The 17624-nt window shown below is 64.5% G+C and carries 16 protein-coding genes; 10 read left to right on the plus strand and 6 right to left on the minus strand.

The window, feature by feature from the left end:
- Positions 1-36 precede the first annotated feature (36 nt).
- A complete protein-coding gene (locus tag ACEN9O_RS10775; RefSeq protein ID WP_495617535.1) occupies positions 37-1893 on the plus strand; it encodes an ABCB family ABC transporter ATP-binding protein/permease in 1857 nt (618 codons plus the stop codon).
- Positions 1894-1920: 27 nt separating this feature from the next.
- Positions 1921-2073 carry a hypothetical protein gene (locus tag ACEN9O_RS10780; RefSeq protein WP_495617536.1) on the plus strand — a complete coding sequence of 51 codons (153 nt, stop codon included), beginning with the start codon at positions 1921-1923 and terminating at the stop codon, positions 2071-2073.
- A gap of 4 nt (positions 2074-2077) precedes the next feature.
- Here ACEN9O_RS10780 and ACEN9O_RS10785 read toward each other — a convergent pair whose 3' ends face one another.
- Positions 2078-3637 carry a family 43 glycosylhydrolase gene (locus ACEN9O_RS10785; protein WP_495617537.1) on the minus strand — a complete coding sequence of 520 codons (1560 nt, stop codon included), beginning with the start codon at positions 3635-3637 and terminating at the stop codon, positions 2078-2080.
- Between the two features lie 172 nt (positions 3638-3809).
- Here ACEN9O_RS10785 and ACEN9O_RS10790 point away from each other — a divergent pair, with 172 nt between their 5' ends.
- Positions 3810-4010 carry a hypothetical protein gene (locus ACEN9O_RS10790; RefSeq protein WP_495617538.1) on the plus strand — a complete coding sequence of 67 codons (201 nt, stop codon included), beginning with the start codon at positions 3810-3812 and terminating at the stop codon, positions 4008-4010.
- 35 nt (positions 4011-4045) lie between these two features.
- Here ACEN9O_RS10790 and ACEN9O_RS10795 read toward each other — a convergent pair whose 3' ends face one another.
- Entirely contained in the window at positions 4046-5299 is a 1254-nt protein-coding gene (locus ACEN9O_RS10795; RefSeq protein WP_495617539.1) for a dicarboxylate/amino acid:cation symporter, read from the minus strand.
- Positions 5300-5516: 217 nt separating this feature from the next.
- Here ACEN9O_RS10795 and ACEN9O_RS10800 point away from each other — a divergent pair, with 217 nt between their 5' ends.
- A complete protein-coding gene (locus tag ACEN9O_RS10800; protein WP_495617540.1) occupies positions 5517-6242 on the plus strand; it encodes an amino acid ABC transporter ATP-binding protein in 726 nt (241 codons plus the stop codon).
- Positions 6243-6254: 12 nt separating this feature from the next.
- Here ACEN9O_RS10800 and ACEN9O_RS10805 read toward each other — a convergent pair whose 3' ends face one another.
- Positions 6255-7157 carry a LysR family transcriptional regulator gene (locus ACEN9O_RS10805; RefSeq protein WP_495617541.1) on the minus strand — a complete coding sequence of 301 codons (903 nt, stop codon included), beginning with the start codon at positions 7155-7157 and terminating at the stop codon, positions 6255-6257.
- 105 nt (positions 7158-7262) lie between these two features.
- On the opposite strand from ACEN9O_RS10805, the gene ACEN9O_RS10810 reads away from it, so the two are divergent.
- A complete protein-coding gene (locus tag ACEN9O_RS10810) occupies positions 7263-9266 on the plus strand; it encodes an oxidoreductase (protein ID WP_495617542.1) in 2004 nt (667 codons plus the stop codon).
- A gap of 14 nt (positions 9267-9280) precedes the next feature.
- Here the strand turns inward: ACEN9O_RS10810 and ACEN9O_RS10815 are convergent, their stop codons facing one another.
- Together ACEN9O_RS10815 and ACEN9O_RS10820 are read right to left on the minus strand one after the other, a co-directional pair.
- The gene (locus tag ACEN9O_RS10815; RefSeq protein ID WP_495617543.1) at positions 9281-9544 is read right to left on the minus strand and encodes a Txe/YoeB family addiction module toxin; all 264 of its coding nucleotides are present in this window, start codon (positions 9542-9544) and stop codon (positions 9281-9283) included.
- A complete protein-coding gene (locus ACEN9O_RS10820; RefSeq protein WP_495617544.1) occupies positions 9541-9783 on the minus strand; it encodes a type II toxin-antitoxin system Phd/YefM family antitoxin in 243 nt (80 codons plus the stop codon). Before ACEN9O_RS10820 ends, ACEN9O_RS10815 begins: the two co-directional genes overlap by 4 nt.
- 116 nt (positions 9784-9899) lie before the next feature.
- Between ACEN9O_RS10820 and pyrC the strand changes: the two genes are divergently transcribed.
- From pyrC to ACEN9O_RS10840, 4 genes are all read left to right on the plus strand, one after another.
- Positions 9900-10952 carry a dihydroorotase gene (gene pyrC / locus ACEN9O_RS10825; protein ID WP_161083517.1) on the plus strand — a complete coding sequence of 351 codons (1053 nt, stop codon included), beginning with the start codon at positions 9900-9902 and terminating at the stop codon, positions 10950-10952.
- A 3-nt stretch (positions 10953-10955) separates the two neighbouring features.
- Positions 10956-11753 (plus strand): DUF3025 domain-containing protein, encoded by a 798-nt coding sequence (locus tag ACEN9O_RS10830; protein WP_495617545.1) that lies wholly within the window; start codon positions 10956-10958, stop codon positions 11751-11753.
- A 44-nt stretch (positions 11754-11797) separates the two neighbouring features.
- Positions 11798-12793, plus strand: coding sequence for a Gfo/Idh/MocA family protein (locus ACEN9O_RS10835; RefSeq protein WP_495617546.1), 996 nt, complete (start codon positions 11798-11800; stop codon positions 12791-12793).
- Positions 12794-12863: 70 nt separating this feature from the next.
- Entirely contained in the window at positions 12864-14081 is a 1218-nt protein-coding gene (locus ACEN9O_RS10840) for an MFS transporter (RefSeq protein ID WP_495617547.1), read from the plus strand.
- A gap of 214 nt (positions 14082-14295) precedes the next feature.
- Here ACEN9O_RS10840 and recG read toward each other — a convergent pair whose 3' ends face one another.
- Positions 14296-16362: an ATP-dependent DNA helicase RecG gene (gene recG / locus ACEN9O_RS10845; protein WP_495617548.1), complete on the minus strand. Its 2067-nt coding sequence runs from the start codon at positions 16360-16362 to the stop codon at positions 14296-14298.
- Positions 16363-16491: 129 nt separating this feature from the next.
- Between recG and queA the strand changes: the two genes are divergently transcribed.
- Entirely contained in the window at positions 16492-17517 is a 1026-nt protein-coding gene (queA, locus tag ACEN9O_RS10850) for a tRNA preQ1(34) S-adenosylmethionine ribosyltransferase-isomerase QueA (protein ID WP_495617549.1), read from the plus strand.
- Positions 17518-17624: the final 107 nt, after the last annotated feature.

Genomic DNA, 17624 nt, shown 5'->3' on the forward strand with positions numbered 1-17624 from the left:
TTACCGGGATTGAACCATAAAAAGCCGACATCCGCCATGCGCCGTTACCCGAACTCCCCGCCTGATCCCGTCAACAACGCCAGCAACGCCGCCCAGCGCAGCGACATGGCCACGCTGAAAACACTCTTCCCTTACTTGTGGGTTTACAAATGGCGCGTGCTGCTGGCGCTGGGTTGCCTGATCGGCGCCAAGCTGGCCAACGTCGGCGTGCCGGTCGTGATGAAGAGCCTGATCGACAGCATGAGCATCACGCCGTCGCATCCGCAGGCGCTGCTGGTGCTTCCGCTGGGCGCGCTGGTGGCCTACGGTGTGCTGCGCGTATCGACCACCTTCTTCACCGAGCTGCGCGAGTTCCTGTTCGCGCGCGTCACGCAGCGCGCGGTGCGCACCATCGCGCTGCAGGTGTTCCGCCATCTGCACGCGCTGTCGCTGCGCTTCCACCTGAACCGCCAGACCGGCGGCATGACGCGCGATATCGAACGTGGCACGCGCGCGGTCGGTTCGCTGATCAGCTACACGCTGTTCAACATCCTGCCGACGCTGGTGGAGATCACGCTGGTGCTGGGCTATCTCGTCACGCACTACGACATCTGGTTCTCGGTGATCACCTTCGTCGCGCTGGTGACGTACATCTCCTTCACCATCTTCATCACCGACTGGCGCACGCACTTCCGCCGCACCATGAACGAGCTGGATTCGAAGGCCAACACCAAGGCCATCGATTCGCTGATCAACTACGAGACCGTCAAGTACTTCGGCAACGAGGACTATGAAGCCAAGCGCTACGACGAAGGCCTGCAGCGCTACGAATCGGCCGCCGTCAAATCGCAGACCTCGCTGTCGCTGCTGAACACCGGACAGTCGCTGATCATCGCCACCGCCGTCACGCTGATCCTGTGGCGCGCCACGCAGGGCGTCATCGACGGCAAGATGACCCTGGGCGACCTGGTGCTGGTGAACTCCTTCATGATCCAGCTGTACATACCGCTCAACTTCCTCGGCGTGATCTACCGCGAGATCAAGCAAAGCCTGGCCGATATGGAGAAGCTGTTCGCGCTGCTGGACCAGAACCGCGAAGTGGCCGACGCGCCGGACGCCCAGCCGCTGCTCACGCATGGCGCGCAGGTGCGCTTCAACCACGTGGACTTCAGCTACGAATCCAAGCGCCAGATCCTGTTCGATGTGGACTTCACCATCGCGCCGGGCACGACGACGGCGGTGGTGGGCCATAGCGGCTCGGGCAAGTCGACCTTGTCGCGATTGCTGTTCCGCTTCTACGAGGTCAACGCCGGCGGCATCACGATCGACGGCCAGGACCTGCGCTCCGTCACGCAGGACACGCTGCGCCACGCGATCGGCATCGTGCCGCAGGATACGGTGCTGTTCAACGACACCATCGAATACAACATCGCCTACGGCCAGCCCGGCGCGACCAAGGAGCAGATTGTGGCGGCGGCACGCGCGGCGTCGATCCACGACTTTATCGACAGCCTGCCGGACGGCTACGCGACCATGGTCGGCGAGCGCGGTCTCAAACTCTCCGGCGGCGAGAAGCAGCGCGTGGCCATCGCCCGCACGCTGCTGAAGAATCCCGCCATCCTGATCTTCGACGAGGCTACGTCCGCGCTGGATTCCAAGGCCGAGCAGGCGATCCAGGCGCAGCTGAAGGAAATCGCCAGAAGCCGCACGACGATGGTGATCGCGCACCGCCTGTCCACGGTGGCGGACGCGCAGCAGATCCTGGTGCTGGACCACGGCCGCATCGTTGAACGCGGCACGCACCAGTCGCTGCTGGCGGCGGACGGTTTGTACGCGCAGATGTGGCAGCGGCAGCAGGCCAAGGCCGATGAAGAATTGGCGTCGTCCCCCGACGACGTCGTGGATGCGGTCTAACTACGCGGTCCAACTAAGGAAGCGACTGTGCCGCGCCACACGCTGAAGATGGCGCTGACCTGCGGCGAGGAGACCGGCGGCAACATCCACGGCCTGAACGAATATATCGGCGTGCAGTCGCTGATGGAAGGCCGTACGTCCCTGTACGACCTGGTGAAGGTCCACGCCGGCCAGAACTAGTGAACTAGGCCAGCGCGCGGTAGCGGAAATCGCGCATGCACACAGCGCCCTCGCCGGCGCTGTAGACGCCCGGCTTGAGGCTGAGGAAGCCGCCGAACACGTTGTGGTGTATGCCCGATACCTCCATTTGCCACGGATGCTGGATCCACTCGCCGTCGCCGTGCGCATACCAGAAGGTGACGACATTCTGGTCATTGCGCATGCGGATGCGCACGGTGGACACGGCCATCTTCTGGCGCATCCAGCTCTGCTCCTGGCCGTAGTTGTAAGTCCTCATGTGGGTGGCGCTGAAGCCGATGCCGACGAACATGCGCTCGTTGTAGTGTAGCAGCAGGCCGCCGTGGCCTTCGCCGGAAATGTCGAGCGTGACGGTGGCTTCGTAGCTGCGGTCGCCGGCGGTGCAGGTGAGCGGCGAGCAGTCGGTTGGTGACTCTCCCTTGCCGGCGATGGTCAGGCTGCCCGCCGCGCGGTGTACGCGCTGCATCTCGTTCGGTCCCGGATTGAAAAAGCTCCACTGCATACCGAAGCGGTCCTGCGTAAAGTCGTCGGACTTGGCGTGGCCGTGCGGGACCGCGCTGCCTTTTTTCGGCATCGGCAGCGGCGACGACAGGTCGCCGCCCTTGGCCTTGAACCAGCCGTCGCTGGTCCACTCGATCGGCTCCAGCAGGGTTTGGCGTCCCAGCGTGCGGTAGCCGTTTTCGTAGCCGTGGTAAACCATCCACCAATCGCCGGCCGGGCCTTCGACCAGCGTGGCGTGGCCGCGCGACCACCACATCTCGTCGGCGCTGCGGGTGCGCACCAGCGGGTTGTGCGGGCAGTTCTCCCACGGGCCGTGGATGGAGCGCGAGCGGGCGGCGATCACCATGTGGCTGGTCGGCGGGCCAGAGGTGCCACCGACCGCCAGCACCAGGTAGTACCAGCCGTTGCGGCGCAACAGCTTCGGTCCTTCGGGCGCGAACATCTCCACCACCCAGTCGGACGGATAGCGCCACGGCTCGTAGACTTTTTCAAGTGTGCCGACGGTCGCCAGGCCGTCGTCGGTCAGGCCGATGCGGCGCACACCGTTGACGAACAGGTAGCGCTTGCCGTCCTCGCCGACAGCGTGGCCGGGATCGATGGCGTCGATGTGCAGGTCGACCGGATCGCTCCACGGGCCGCGGATGTTGTCGGCCCAGATGACGTAGATGCTGGCCTTGGCGGGGATGTAGATGAAATAGCGGCCGTTGTGCTTGACGAGGTCCATCGCCCAGACGTCGCCGATCGGCTTGGTCAGCGCGGCCACGATGGGCTCCCAGTTCACCAGGTCGCGCGAATGCCAGATGACGGCGCCGGGGTAGGACAGGAAGGACGAAAACGTCATGTAGTAATCCGCGCCGTCCTTGAGGATGGTGGGATCGGGGTGGTCGCCGGACAGGATGGGGTTGAGGTAGGTGCCGTTGCCCAGGTCGGCCTTGCGCTGGCCTTCGACGCCGCGTCCCCAGGTGGGCTTGGCGCTGGCCGCCAGCGGCGCCAGCGCTGCGCCCGACAGCAGTGTTTTCAGCGCGGTGCGCCGTGTTGATTTCATGGTGTCCCCGTGTCTCGATATCGTTGCGGCAAATGGTGCCCCGAGTGAAACGGGCGCGCAATTGCGAAACTTACTAAGCCGGATAACGATTCTGCGCAACTGCGTGGCTGCATTCGCTTGCTGCGAGGCCGTGCAAGGCGCATGATGAATCGAGGAAGATGAGGAGAATCCAATGAAAGATGGTTTGATGCTATTGATTGCCGGCTTGGTTTGCGCGGGTGGCGCGGCGCTGTTCTTCAGGATTTTCGGCAGCGAGGCTTTCAACGTCATCACTTTGCTGACGCTGGTGTCCGTCCTTATCGATAATGTACGATTGCGGCGCAGATTGCGTGAGATGGGCTATAAACCTGAAGGGAAGCGTACCTGGTTCTAAAAAAAAGGCCACCTCACGTGAGGTGGCCTTGGTTCTTATGCGGCTTTGACTAGCTCGACCTCGCCGGGAGCGGCCAGCTCGCCCTCCCACTTGGCGACCACCGCGGTGGCCACGCCGTTGCCGATGACGTTGGTCGCGGAGCGCGCCATGTCGAGGAAGTGGTCGATGCCCAGCAACAGCAGCATGCCCGCTTCAGGAATGTTGAACTGGCCCAGCGTCGCGGCGATCACCACCAGCGAGGCGCGCGGCACGCCTGCCATGCCCTTGGAGGTCAGCATCAGCACCATCATCATCGACATCTGCTGGCCCAGCGACATCTCGATGCCGTAAGCCTGCGCGATGAACACGGTGGCGAAGGTGCAGTACATCATCGAGCCGTCCAGGTTGAACGAGTAGCCGATCGGCAGCACGAAGGCGGCCAGGCGATTACGCACACCGAAACGTTCCAGGCCTTCCAGCGTCTTGGGATAAGCCGCTTCGCTCGAGGCGGTCGAGAAAGCCAGCAGCACCGGGCTGCGCAGCTCTTTGAGCAGGCCGAAGATGCGGCCCTTGAGGAAGGCGAAGCCGATCACGACCAGCAACAGCCACAGCAGCCCAATGCCGAGGTAGAACTCGGCCATGAACACGCCGTAGGTCGACAGCACGCCCAGGCCGCTCTTGGCGATCACGCCCGACACCGCCGCGAACACGGCGATCGGCGCGAACTGCATCACGTAGCCGGTAACCTTGAGCATCACGTGGGCCACGCCGTCCAGCGCGGCGACCATGACGTTGGCCTTTTCGCCGACCGCCGCGGCGGCCGAACCGAAGAACAGCGAGAAGATCACGATCTGCAAAATCTCGTTCTTGCTCATGCCTTCGACGATGGAGGCCGGCACCAGGTGGGTGACGAATTCCTTCAGTGTCAGGCCGGAGACCACCAGGTCGGACTTGGCGGTGGTGGCGGCCATGTGGCCCAGCAGCGCGTCGCCGGGGCGGAACATGTTGACCAGCACCAGGCCCAGGCTCAGCGACATCACCGAGGCGATGAAGAACCAGCCCAGCGTCTTGATGCCGATGCGGCCCACCTCGGAGGCGTCGCCCATCTTGGCGATGCCGCAGACCAGCGTCGAGAATACCAGCGGAGCGATGATCATCTTGATCAGACGCAGGAACAGCGTGGTGATCAGCGACATGTAGTCGGCGAATTCCGTCGGCTTGGCCAGGTTGGTGTTGGCCAGGTAACCGGCGAAGATACCCAGCGCCAGTCCGACGAGGATGTAGGTGGTCAATCGGCTTTGTTTATGCATGTTATGAGCTTCCTGTGGTAGTGTCTCTCTGGGCCTGCGCAGAGGGCGGGGTGTCCGCCGCTGCGGGTATTCTGCATTGGCTGCAACCGGTATTTTATGGTCCGGTTGATGAAACTATGGGCAAGTTCCGCAGTATCCTTGTGGGCAGGGGCGCTGTCAAGCGCCTGCTGGGCCGCGCCCGTGCGGGTTCGGACCGGCTTTTTTATTCAGCGGACATATGATCGAAATCAACAACGTCAGCAAGTGGTATGGCCAGTTTCAGGTGCTGGGCGAGTGCAGCACCAGGGTGGAAAAGGGGGATGTGATGGTCATTTGCGGGCCTTCCGGCTCCGGCAAATCCACGCTGATCAAGACCGTCAACGGGCTGGAACCGTTCCAGCAGGGACAAATTACTGTCGATGGCGTCGCCGTCGGCGACAAAAACACCGATTTACCGGCCTTGCGGGCCCGTATCGGCATGGTTTTCCAGAATTTCGAGCTGTTTCCCCATTTATCGGTGCGCGACAACCTGAACCTGGCCCAGGTCAAGGTGCTGGGCCGCAGCGTCGACGAAGCCACCGCGCGTGGCCTGAAGTACCTGGATCGGGTCGGCCTGCTGGCGCAGCAGGACAAGTTCCCCGGCCAGCTGTCCGGCGGCCAGCAGCAGCGCGTGGCCATCGCCAGGGCGCTGTCGATGGACCCGATCGCCATGCTGTTCGACGAGCCCACCTCCGCGCTGGACCCGGAAATGATCAACGAGGTGCTGGACGTGATGGTCGGCCTGGCGCAGGAAGGCATGACCATGATGGTGGTCACCCACGAAATGGGCTTCGCCCGCAAGGTGGCCAACCGCGTGGTGTTCATGGACAAGGGCCGCATCCTGGAGGATTGTGGCAAGGACGAATTCTTTGGAGCGCCCCGCTCGGAGCGGGCCCGCGATTTTCTCGCCCGGATAATTCATTAATTAATATTTTATCTACAAAGGCGTGGAGTATCCCCTCAGGCTGGCCTGCACGAAATCGATGAACAGCCGCACCCGCGACGGGATCAGGCGCGATTCGATGATCGCATACACCGGTATCGGCGCGAAGTCCCATTCCGGCAGCACCCGCTGCAACTGGTCTCGTTCCAGTGCCCCGATCGCCTCCGGGCCGGCGGAAATCGCCACGCCCATGCCCAGCGACGCCAGTTTCCTGCACATGCTGACGTTGTTGGCGGTGTAGCGCCCACCGACGTCGACGGTGACCGTCTTCGTGCGCGAAGACAGGGTCCATTGCGCCCTGCCTCCGCCCGGGAACTGGATCATGCACTGGTGGTTGACCAGGTCCTCGGGATGCCTCAGCGGCGGCGCGCCGCGCAGATACTCCGGCGACGCCAACAGGAAGCGCGGCAGCAGGCCCACCTGGCGGGCGATCAGCGTCGACGGCGTGGGCGGCGGCGTGCCCATGCGGATCGCGCAATCGAAGCCGTCGGTCACGAGGTCGACGCGGCGCGGCGTCAGGTCCATTTCAAAGTCGATTTGCGGATACTGCGCGCTGAACGCCTTCAGCGACGGCGCCAGGTAGGCGATCGCCAGGTCCACCGGCATCGATACCCGCAGCGTGCCGGTGGGGTGCTCCGCCAGTTCCTGCAGCGATTCGTGAGCGATGCGCGCCTCGGCGACGATGCTTTCGCAGCGGCGGAAATAGGCTTGCCCGGCCTCGGTCAGCTCGACCTTGCGGGTGGAGCGGTGGAACAGGCGCACGCCGATTTCCTTCTCCAGCTCCGAGATGCGGCGCGACAGCGTGGAGTTGGGCATGTCGAGCGTCTCGGCGGCGCGCCGGAACCCTTTGGCGTTGGCGACCGCCACGAATAATTCCATGCTCGATAAGAGTGACATCTCGATTGCTCCATCAGTGGATCAGTGATTTCATTTTAAGCTATTTATCCCGTGAGGGAATCAATGGATGATGGCTGCACATTCACTCACTTAGCGAGGCTCTCCATGAACACCTTATCGACAGCAGTGCAAATCGGCCCTTACCTCCTGCGCAACCGCATGGTGATGGCGCCCATGACCCGTTCGCGCGCCAGCGATGCGGACGGTGTGCAGTCCGAACTGGCCGTGACCTACTACCGCCAGCGCGCCACGGCGGGCTTGATCGTCACCGAAGGCGTCTTCCCCAGCGCGATGGGCAAGGGTTATGTGCGCACGCCGGGCATCTACAGCGACGAGCAGGTGGCCGCGTGGAAGAAGGTGACGGCGGCGGTGCATGCCGAAGGTGGCCGCATCTTCATGCAGGTGATGCACACTGGCCGCATCTCGCATCCAAGCATGCTGCCAGGCGGCGCGCTGCCGGTGGCGCCTTCCGCCATCAAGCCTGCGGGGCAGTCATTCACTGCCAACGGCATGGCCGATTTCGTCACGCCACGTGCGCTGGAGACTTCCGAGGTGGCGGACGTGGTGGCGGAATACCGCCTGGCGACACGGCGCGCGCTGGAGGCGGGCTTCGACGGTGTGGAGCTGCATGCGGCGTCGGGCTATCTGCCGGAGCAGTTCCTGGCGTCGGGCAGCAACCAGCGCAGCGACCAGTATGGCGGCTCGATTCCCAACCGTGCCCGCTTCATTCTGGAGGTGCTCGGCGCGATGATCGCGGAGGCGGGCAGCGACCGTGTCGGCATCAAGATCTCGCCGGAGATGGGGTTCAACGACATCAAGGACGATACGCCGGTGGAGACCTACACCTACCTGGTGCGCCAGCTCGCGCCGCTGGGCCTGGCCTATCTGCACGTGGCCAAGTTCCAGGCTGAATATGACTATCATGGCGAGTTGCGGCCTTTGTTTAACGGCGCCTACATCCTGGGCGGCGGCCAGACCCGCGAGTCCGGCGAGCAGCGCATCGCGGCCGGCGAGGCCGATGCCGTGGCCTATGGCAGTGCCTTCCTCGCCAACCCCGACCTGCCGCGCCGCTTCGCGTTGAAGGCGCCGCTCAACACGCCGAATCCGGCGTTGTTCTATGCGCCGGGGGCGCAGGGCTATATCGATTATCCGGCGCTGGCCGATGCGGTATCCAACCGCGCCAACCGCGCCAACCGCGCGCTGCGCATTCATGCCTACGGCGGCGAGGAGGTGATGCGGTGGGATGAAGTGCCGATGCCGCAGCCAGGTCCGGGCGAAGTGCTGGTGCGGGTTACCGCCGCCGGCGTCAATGGCCTCGACTGGAAAATCCGCGATGGCCTGGTCAAGGATGTTTTCCAGCTGCCGCTGCCCGCCACGCTGGGTTTGGAATTGGCCGGCGAGGTGGTTGCGGTTGGCGCAGAAGTCGACAGCTTTGTGGCCGGCGACCGTGTGTTTGGCGCGTTGGACGGCCTGGGCGCCTACGCCAGCTACGTGACGGTTGCCGCCTCGAAGCTGGCGCCGATACCTGCCGCCATCGAGGACGCCACTGCCGCGGCGATTCCGATCGCCTCGACGACGGCATGGCAGGCGATGTTTGAAACGGGCCAGTTGCAACGCGGCGAGACAGTGCTGATCCATGGCGCCGCCGGCGGTGTCGGCAGCTACGCGGTGCAGTTTGCCAAGCGGGCCGGCGTCCGTGTGCTGGTCACCGCGCAAGGCCGCAATGCCGACCTGCTGCGCCGCCTTGGCGCCGATGAAGTCATCGACTACAAAACCACCCGCTTCGAAGAGGTGGTGAAGGATGTCGACCTGGTGTTCGACCTGGTGGGCGGCGAAACGCTGGACCGTTCGTGGCAGGTGCTGTCGCCTCGGGGCCGCATCGTCAGCATCGCCGCGCCGGATATCGCCAATCGCACACCGGCCGGCCGCAGCGGCAGCTGGCACACGAGGCACCCCGACGGCGAACTGCTGGCGCGGATCGCCAAGCAGGCGGGCAGCGGCGAGTTGACCGTGGTGGTGTCGGAGGTTGTCGCGGCCGGGGAGGCGGCGGCCGCCATCGAACGCAACAAAACCGGCCACGGCGCAGGGAAGACGGTGATACGCTTCTAAGGAGCCCGGACGCGTTACGCGTAGTGCGTCCACATGCGCAGGATGCGGACAATATGCTGATCCGGGAAAACCTCATAGACGAGGCGGTGATGTATGTTGATCCTGCGCGAGTAGGCTCCCGCCAAGTCCCCGACAAGTTTCTCAAAAGGCGGTGGACGCGCGAAAGGATCGTTGGCCAGCAAGTCGAGCAGTGACTGCACTTGCTTCTTCATGCCGGCGGCGGCTACCTTTTTAGCGTCTTTCTGCGCCTGGTGGGAGTACACCAGCTGCCAGCTCACCAGATTAATTCCTTATCGCTGTCACTTAATGGCTCCGCCCGTGCGGCAAGGATGGACTCGCGCATCCCTGGCACGGACAGCAAGTACAGCGTTTCCTGTATTGCGCTCCAGTCCTCAGCCGAGACCAGCACCGCGTTGTTGCGCTTGCCGGTGATAGTGACCGGCGTGTGGCTGGCTGCGGTTTCATCGATCAAATTATAGAGGCGTGCACGGGCGTCGCTGGCGGAGATGGTATCCATGATTGTTCCCTTGTGGCGTGAACAAAACGTACGCCTTAACGTACGCACTGTCAAGCGAGCGGCGCGAGAGGGTAAAATGGCGGGATTCGCCATTGATAGCCTGAAAGCCCGCCGCCATGTCCGACCTCGAACACACCCCAGACAGCATCACCATCGCCCGTCCCGACGACTGGCATTTGCACCTGCGCGACGGCGCCACCCTGGCCAGCGTGCTGCCACATAGCGCCCGTCAGTTCGGCCGCGCCATCGTGATGCCCAACCTGAAGCCGCCGGTCACCACCACCGCCGCCGCCGAGGCCTATCGCAACCGCATCATGGCCGCGCTCCCAGCTGGCATGAAATTTGAGCCGCTGATGACGCTCTACCTGACCAACAACACGCCGCCGGACGAGATCCTGCGCGCGCAGGAAAGCGGCATCGTCCACGCGGTCAAGCTGTACCCTGCCGGCGCCACCACCAACTCGGACGCCGGCGTGACCGACCTGTCCAACTGCTACAAGACGCTGGAGATGATGCAGGAAGTGGGCATGCCCTTCCTGGTCCACGGCGAAGTCACCGACCAGGACATCGACCTGTTCGACCGCGAAGCCGTCTTCATCGAACGCGTGATGCGCCCGCTGCGCCGCGACTTCCCGGCGCTGAACATCGTCTTCGAACACATCACCACCAAGCACGCCGCGCAGTACGTGGCGGAAGCCGAAGGTCCGATCGCCGCGACCATCACCGCGCATCACCTGCTGTACAACCGCAACGACATCTTCAAGGGCGGCATCCGTCCGCACTACTACTGCCTGCCGGTGCTCAAGCGCGAAGAACACCGTCTGGCGCTGGTCACCGCCGCCACCAGCGGCGACGAGCGCTTCTTCCTCGGCACCGACTCCGCGCCGCACGCGCAGGGCGCCAAGGAAGCCGCCTGCGGCTGCGCCGGCTGCTACACCGCACTGCACGCGATGGAGCTGTACGCCGAAGCCTTCGAGCGCGCCGGCGCGCTCGACAAGCTGGAAGCCTTCGCCAGCTTCAACGGCCCGGCCTTCTACGGCCTGCCGCGCAACACCGACACCATCACGCTCAAGCGCGAGCAGTGGACGCTGCCGGAAACCCTGCCGCTGGCGGACCAGCAGGTGGTGCCGCTCAACGCCGGCGAAACCATCAACTGGAAAATGGTATAAGCAGTGCTGCAAGCGATAGACTGGCCGCGTCCCTGGTACGATTCGATACGCACCGCGGCCGGCCACCTTTCGGCGGACGTGCCCTTTTTGGACACGTTCAACGCGCAAGCCGCCGCACTGGGCCTGCGCAATCACCAGGGCTTGCCGATTCACTTCGTGCCGCAGGAGTCTCTGCCGGAAGGTACTGCCTACGAAGCCTTCATCGACGCCACCGGCGGCGTGCCCACGCGCGACAATCTGCATGACTTCTTCAACGGCCTTGTGTGGCTTAGCTTCCCGCGCATCAAAGTGCAGCTGAACGCCTTGCAGGCGGCGCAGATCGCGCGCGACGGCGTCGGCAAATCGCGCGGCCCCGCGCGTGACGGCGCCACCATCTTCGACGAAAACGCCGCCCTGCTGGTGGTGCGCGACTGTGACGCCGGCCATGCGCTGACGGCCGCGCTGCACGACCATCAATGGCGCGCCGCCTTCATCGGGCAGCGCGCCAGCTTCGGGCCGGACGCGCAGGTCTGGCTGTTCGGCCACGCATTGATGGAGAAGCTGGTCGCGCCGCGCAAGGCAATCACCGCGCACACCCGCGTGGTGGTAGCCGGCGACGACTTCTTCGCGATGGAGCACGACGCCCGCCGTCATTGGATCGACGCCACCGTGGCGCGCGACCTGGCCGACCATGGCCTCAGCACCGCCGACTTCACGCCGATGCAGGCGCTGGGCGTGCCGGGCTGGTGGCCGCAGCAGGACGACGCCTTCTATGACGACGCAACGGTGTTCCGCCCCAAACGCGCACCAGCGGTAAAATAGCTTTTTAACCGACTTCGCCGCCGATGCGGCAGAAAGAGCACGCCATGACGCAGGTAATTCGCTGGGGGATACTCGGCACCGGCAAGATCGCCAAGGCTTTCGCCATCGCCTTGCAGGAGACCCCGGGCGCCAAGCTGGCCGCCGTTGCTTCGCGCAGTGTAGATAGCGCTACCAGCTTCGGCGCCGAATACGGCGTGGAGCGCTGCCATGGCAGCTACCAGGCGCTGGCGGACGATCCCGAGGTGGACGTCATCTACATCGGCACGCCGCACCCCATGCACCACGAGAACGCGCTAATGTGCCTCAACGGTGGCAAGGGCGTGCTGGTGGAGAAGTCGTTCACCATGAACCGCCGCCAGGCCGAGGACATCATCAACCTGGCGCGCCAGAAGAAGCTGTTCGTCATGGAGGCGATGTGGACGCGCTTTATGCCGGCCGTGGTGGAGGCCAAGCGCATCGTCGACAGCGGCGAGATCGGTGTGCCGGCCAACGTCAGCGCGGATTTCGGTTTTACCGCGGATGCGGGACCTGAGCACCGCCTGTTCGCTCCTGAACTGGGCGGCGGCGCGCTGCTGGACCTGGGCATCTATCCCTTGTCGATGGCGTCGTTCTTCCTCGGTCCGGTAACGGGCGTGAAAGCGCAGGCGGAGATGGGCGCCACCGGCGTCGACATGCAGACCGCGTTCGCGCTGACGCACAAGGATGGCGGCGTATCGTCCTGCGCGTGCAGCCTGCGTTCGCGCACGCCGACCGAGCTGACGATCTCCGGCACCAAGGGCTACCTGCGCCTGCACGACCGCTTCCACAACACCGAGACCATCACGGTCACGCTGGTGGACGGCGTCTCGCGCAGCGAGCGCACCATCAACCTGCCGCGCAGCGGCAATGGCTACACGCACGAGGCGCAGGAAGTAGGGCGCTGCATCCGCGCCGGCTTGATCGAAAGCCCCGTGATGCCGCATGAGGAAACGCTGTCCATCATGGGCACGCTGGACGACATCCGCGCGCAGATCGGCTTGAAGTACCCCGCCGACGTTTAGGGCCTTCAAGCGCGGGCGGCGGGAACTGGGTAGAATCGGCAGATGTCGTTTCCACAATCGGGTCCCTATCATGTTCGTCGCCTCCCGTACGCCCTCGCTTAAAACCGTCCTGCTGGCCAGCGGCGTCGTCCTGACGCTGGCGATGGGCGTGCGCCACGGCTTCGGCTTCTGGCTGCAGCCGATCTCCCAGGCCAATGGCTGGACGCGCGAAACCTACTCGCTGGCGATGGCCTTGCAGAACCTGTTGTGGGGCGCGTTCGGCCCGTTCGCCGGCATGGCGGCGGACCGCTTCGGCACCATGCGCGTGGTGCTGGTGGGCGCGGTCAGCTACATGGCGGGGCTGGTGTGGATGGCGCTGGTGAAGGACTCCACCTTGTTCGTTATCGGATCGGGTGTGTTCATTGGCCTGGCACTGGCGTGCACCGCGTTCGGCGCGGTCAGCGGCATCATCGGCCGCGCGGCGCCTATGGAAAAACGTTCGTGGGCGTTCGGCATCTCCGGCGCGGCCGGTTCCTTCGGTCAGTTCCTGATGATGCCGGTGGAGCAGCAGCTGATTTCCGTCGTGGGCTGGCAGAACGCCTTCTATCTGCTGGCCGGGCTGGTGGTGGCGCTGATGATACCGATGGCCTTCTACCTGCGCGAGCCGGCGGTGGAGCATGGCGGCGGTCCGCAGCAAAGCGTGCGCGAGGCGATGAGCGAGGCGTTGGGCAACCGCTCCTTCCTGTTCCTGGTCGCGGGCTATTTTGTGTGCGGTTTCCAGCTGGTGTTCATCGGCGTGCACATGCCGGCGTATTTGAAGGACAAGGGTATCGCCAGTCCGGGCGTGGCCGTGATGGCGCTGGCGCTGATTGGCTTGTTCAATATCTTCGGCTCGTACTACGCGGGCAAGCTGGGAGGACGCTTCCCCAAGCGCTACCTGCTGTCGTCGATTTACTTCACGCGGGCGGTGATCATCGGCCTGTTCCTGCTGGCGCCATTGACGCCGTACTCGGTGTACGTGTTTGCGGCGGCGATGGGATTCATCTGGCTGTCGACGGTGCCTCTGACGAACGGCATCATCGCCGGCATCTTTGGCGTCAAGCACATGTCGATGCTGGCGGGCGTGGTGTTCTTTTCGCACCAGATGGGCAGCTTCGCCGGCGTGTGGCTGGGCGGCTACCTGTTCGCCAGGCTGGGCAGCTACGACATCGTCTGGGGCATCGCGATCGGGCTAAGCATCATGGCGGGGCTGATTAATCTGCCGATCAACGAGCGCGCCATCGAGCGTGGCGTCTTGAGGGCGGCCTAGCGATGAAAACCTGGCTGCTGCGCGCGGCCGGCGTCGTGGTGCTGGCGCTGGTGTTCATGGCCTACCTGACGCCAGACTTCCTGCTGGACCTCGCCAACCGCATCTACCTGTGCTTCTGACCCAGCCATCGTCGTTCCCGCGCAGGCGGGAACCCATAGAACCTGTCCAATCTTGCTCAGCATGGATTCCCGCCTGCGCGGGAATGACGATGGGGTCAGACTTTAAGGAACTCTTCGCGGCCGCCTAGCCAGCGGGCCAGGTGGGCTTCGACGGTGGCGGCTTTTTCTGGTGTGTTGGCGTGCAGGAGGTCGTGGGCGACGTCGCGCGCCTGGTCGACCAGCCAGCCGTCCGTCTCCAGGTCGGCGAAGCGCAGCATGGCCTGGCCGGATTGGCGGGCGCCGAGGAATTCGCCGGGGCCACGAATCTCCAGGTCGCGCCGCGCGATCTCGAAGCCGTCGGTGGTTTCGCGCATCGTCATCAGGCGCTGCTTGGCGACGCCTCCCAACGGGCTTTGGTACAGCAGCAGGCACACCGACGCCGCCGAGCCCCGGCCCACACGCCCGCGCAGCTGGTGCAGCTGCGACAGGCCGAAACGCTCCGCATGCTCGATCACCATCAGCGATGCATTCGGCACGTCCACGCCCACCTCGATCACTGTGGTGGCGACCAGCACCTGCACCTCGTTGGCGCTGAAGGCATCCATCACCGCCTGCTTCTCGGCTGGCTTGAGGCGGCCGTGTACCAGGCCTACGTTCAGGTCCGGCAGCGCTTCGGCCAGCAGCGCGTGGGTGTCGGTCGCGGTCTGCAGCTGCAGCGCTTCCGATTCTTCGATCAGCGGACAGACCCAGTAGATCTGCCGTCCTTCCAGCGCGGCCGCATGCACGCGCTCGATCACTTCATCGCGCCGGTTCTGGTCGACGGCACGCGTGACGATGGGGCTGCGGCCCGGCGGCAGCTCGTCGATCACCGATACTTCCAGGTCGGCGTAGTAGGTCATCGCCAGCGTGCGCGGGATCGGCGTGGCCGACATCATCAGCTGGTGCGGGACCGCGCCCTCGACGCCCTTGTTGCGCAAGGTCAGGCGCTGGCCCACGCCGAAGCGGTGCTGCTCGTCGACGATCACCAGCCCCAGGTTGGCGAAGTTCACCGCGTCCTGGATCAGTGCGTGCGTGCCGATCACCAGCTGTGCTTTGCCCGATTCGATCAGCGCATACGCTGCCAGCTTCTCTTTTTTCTTCAGACTACCGGTCAGCCACGCGACCTTCACGCCCAGCGGCTCCATCCACGCGGCGATCTTGCGGAAGTGCTGGTCGGCCAGGATCTCGGTCGGCGCCATCAGCGCGGCCTGGAAGCCGCTGTCGATCGCCTGCGCGGCCGCCAGCGCCGACACCACCGTCTTGCCGCTGCCGACGTCGCCCTGCAGCAGTCGCTGCATCGGATACGGATGGCGCAGGTCGGCGCGGATTTCGTTGAGCACGCGCTGCTGCGCGCCGGTCAGCTTGAACGGCAGCGCGGCCTGGAAGCTGTCCGACAGCGCGCCGATCACCGTCAACGCCGCCGCGCCCTTGGAACGGCGCGCACGCTGCGCACGCTTCAACGACAGCTGCTGCGCCAGCAGCTCGTCGAACTTCATGCGGGTCCACGCGGGATGCGAACGGTCGAGCAGCGCGTGTTCGTCCACCTGCTGCGGCGGATAGTGCAGCAGCCGCACCGCCGGTTCGAAGTCGGACAGCTGCATCCGCGCGCGCAGCTGCTCCGGCAGCGTGTCGGTCCAGTCGACGCGCTTCATCGCATCGCCGATGGCGCGCCGCAGTATCGGCTGCGACAGGCCTTCGCCCGACGGATACACCGGCGTCAGGGAAGTGGGCAGCGGCGCGCCTTCGTTGACCACCTTGTACGCAGGGTGCACCATCTCGGCGCCGAAGAAGCCATGTTTCAGTTCACCGCGCGCGCGCACCCGTGTGCCCTCGGCCAGCTGCTTGACCTGGCTGCCGTAGAAGTTCATGAAGCGCAGCTGCAAATCGCCCGTCTCGTCGGCGATATGCACCAGCAGCTGCTTGCGTGGCTTGTAGGTGATTTCATTCTTGACCACCAGGCCCTCGACCTGCGAGGTCTCGCCGCCATGCAGGCGCGCCTCTTCGATGGTGATGACCTGGGTCTCGTCCTCGTAGCGCATGGGCAGGTGCAGCACCAGGTCCATATCGGTGTGCAGGCCCAGCTTGGCCAGCTTGGCTTCCGGACTGACTGCCTTCTTGACGGTTTTGGAGGTTGAAACAGGCATATTGGAGCGTTTTTCGGGCACTAGCGTAAAATAGAGGGTTGGCCGCAGCAAAGCAACGCCGGTATTGTACGACTTGCACCGCCATCGGGCCTATCCGAATTTTCTTCAACAGTTTCCAGAAGTCCGCAAATGTACTCGCTTTCCGATTTCGATTTTAACTTGCCGCAAGAGCGTATTGCGCAATTCCCGCTGCCAGACCGCAGCGCTTCCCGCCTGCTGCACCTGGACGGCGAGCAGATCATCGACCGCCAGTTTGCCGACATCGTCGGCCTGCTGCAGGCCGGCGACCTGCTGGTGATGAACAATACCCGCGTGCTGAAGGCGCGCTTCTTCGGTGTCAAGGAAAGCGGCGGCAAGATCGAGGCGCTGGTCGAGCGCGTGCTGGACAACCGCACCGTGCTGGCCCAGGTGCGCGCCTCCAAGTCGCCCGGCCCCGGCGTCAGGATCCGCCTGGCGGACGCCTTCGACGTCACCGTCGGCGAGCGTGCCGGCGAGTTCTATACCCTGCATTTCGAGGCCGACGTGTTCGAGCTGATCGAAGCCCACGGCCGCCTGCCGCTGCCGCCGTACATCGAGCACGACGCCGACTCGTTCGACGAAACCCGCTATCAGACCGTGTTCAACAAGGTGCCGGGCGCCGTGGCCGCGCCGACCGCTGGCCTGCACTTCGACGAGAAGTTGCTGGCCGAGCTGAAGGCCAAGGGCGTCAACTTCGCCTACGTCACGCTGCACGTGGGCGCCGGCACCTTCCAGCCGGTGCGCGCCGAGGTGCTGGCCGAGCACAAGATGCACACTGAGTGGTACACCATGCCGCAGGAAACCGTGGACGCCGTGCGCGCCACCCGCGCCGCCGGCCGCGATGTGGTGGCGGTCGGCACCACCAGCCTGCGCGCGCTGGAATCGGCCTCGCAGAGCGGCCAGCTGGAGGCCGGCAGCGCCGATACCGCGCTGTTCATCACGCCCGGCTACCAGTTCAAGACGGTCACCCGCCTGATCACCAATTTCCACCTGCCGAAGTCGACCCTGCTGATGCTGGTGTCGGCCTTCGCCGGGTTTGAAGAGATCCGCAAGGCCTATGCCCATGCGATCGCCAATGAATACCGTTTCTTCAGCTATGGCGACGCCATGCTGCTGACAACCCGGAATCGCGCTTAACACCGCCCGCGCGCGCGTCATCCCCGCGCAGGCGGGGATCCATGCTGAGTGAGCCAAGCCGGCTCAGTATGGATTCCCGCCTGCGCGGGAATGACGGGCGGGAGGCA

This window comes from Duganella sp. Dugasp78 (genome assembly GCF_059491455.1).

Coding starts and splice junctions, on each gene's coding strand:
- ACEN9O_RS10775 (WP_495617535.1), top strand. CDS start 37: ATGCGCCGTTACCCGAACTCCCCGCCTGATCCCGTCAACAACGCCAGC.
- ACEN9O_RS10785 (WP_495617537.1), bottom strand. CDS start 3,637: ATGAAATCAACACGGCGCACCGCGCTGAAAACACTGCTGTCGGGCGCA.
- ACEN9O_RS10790 (WP_495617538.1), top strand. CDS start 3,810: ATGAAAGATGGTTTGATGCTATTGATTGCCGGCTTGGTTTGCGCGGGT.
- ACEN9O_RS10795 (WP_495617539.1), bottom strand. CDS start 5,299: ATGCATAAACAAAGCCGATTGACCACCTACATCCTCGTCGGACTGGCG.
- ACEN9O_RS10800 (WP_495617540.1), top strand. CDS start 5,517: ATGATCGAAATCAACAACGTCAGCAAGTGGTATGGCCAGTTTCAGGTG.
- ACEN9O_RS10805 (WP_495617541.1), bottom strand. CDS start 7,157: ATGTCACTCTTATCGAGCATGGAATTATTCGTGGCGGTCGCCAACGCC.
- ACEN9O_RS10810 (WP_495617542.1), top strand. CDS start 7,263: ATGAACACCTTATCGACAGCAGTGCAAATCGGCCCTTACCTCCTGCGC.
- ACEN9O_RS10820 (WP_495617544.1), bottom strand. CDS start 9,783: ATGGATACCATCTCCGCCAGCGACGCCCGTGCACGCCTCTATAATTTG.
- pyrC (WP_161083517.1), top strand. CDS start 9,900: ATGTCCGACCTCGAACACACCCCAGACAGCATCACCATCGCCCGTCCC.
- ACEN9O_RS10835 (WP_495617546.1), top strand. CDS start 11,798: ATGACGCAGGTAATTCGCTGGGGGATACTCGGCACCGGCAAGATCGCC.
- ACEN9O_RS10840 (WP_495617547.1), top strand. CDS start 12,864: ATGTTCGTCGCCTCCCGTACGCCCTCGCTTAAAACCGTCCTGCTGGCC.
- recG (WP_495617548.1), bottom strand. CDS start 16,362: ATGCCTGTTTCAACCTCCAAAACCGTCAAGAAGGCAGTCAGTCCGGAA.
- queA (WP_495617549.1), top strand. CDS start 16,492: ATGTACTCGCTTTCCGATTTCGATTTTAACTTGCCGCAAGAGCGTATT.